At 63.0% G+C, this 1,016-nt stretch carries 1 pseudogene; it reads left to right on the forward strand.

The features are described from left to right. Positions 1 to 921: pseudogene (locus CVA01_RS14750) on the forward strand (IS256 family transposase); the annotation flags it as partial. Positions 922 to 1,016: the final 95 nt, after the last annotated feature.

Here is a 1,016-nt window from a genome sequence, read left to right on the forward strand (position 1 = left end):
CCACCTGCTACCTCAAAGGCGTGTCCACCCGCTTCGATGAACGACCTGGTCGCCAGCCTGGGGATCACCAACCTGTCGAAATCCCAGGTGTCCGAGATGGCTAAGGACCTCGACTCCATGGTCGAGGACTTCCGCCACCGCCCACTCGACGGCGGACCATACCTGTACGTATCCTGCGACGCGCTGACAATGAAAGTCCGTGAAGGTGGCCGGGTCGTGAAAACCTCGGTCCTGTTGGCCTGCGGAGTCAACGCGGAAGGCTACCGCGAACTGCTCGGCATGCAGGTCGCCACGGCAGAGTCCGTGGCGTCCTGGACCGGATTCTTCCGCGACCTGAAGGCCCGCGGACTGGAACAGGTCTTCCTGGTCACCAGTGACGCTCACCTGGGCATCCAGCACGCGATCGGCGAGGTCCTGCCGAACGCGTCATGGCAGCGCTGTCGGACACATTTCGCCAAGAATCTGTCGTCCATGGTGTCGAAGACCCAGTGGCCGACGTTGTCGGCGATGTTCCAGACGATCTTCCAGCAACCCGACACGGCCGCGGTGTGGGACCAGGCCCGTGAGGTCGTCGCGTTCTGTCAGCAGAAGTTCCCGCATGTCGCCGACTACCTGGAGGAAGCGCTCGACGAGCTGCTGGCGTTCACAACCGCGCCGAAGGCGGTGTGGACCAAAGTCTGGTCCAACAACCCGACCGAGCGGCTGAACCGTGAGATTCGCCGGCGTACCGATGTCGTGGGGATCTTCCCCAACCGCGATGCGGTGGTCCGTCTGGTCGGGGCGGTGCTCGCCGAGCAGCATGATGACTGGATCCAGCAGAAGCGGTACATGTCGCTGACGAGTCTGGAGCAGACCCGGACGGTGATGGGTACCAACATCATCGATGTCGACGGAGACGACCGGGTGCAGGAGGCGGCATGAGCCTGAGGCGGTATCAGGCCCGTGACGGTCCCTGATCTGGTGTCACGCGCATTGTTTCAGCGGAAGGGAGGTACACCACTTCCCAGGACTTGACC

This window comes from Corynebacterium variabile, assembly GCF_006539825.1.
Lineage (GTDB): Bacteria > Actinomycetota > Actinomycetes > Mycobacteriales > Mycobacteriaceae > Corynebacterium > Corynebacterium variabile.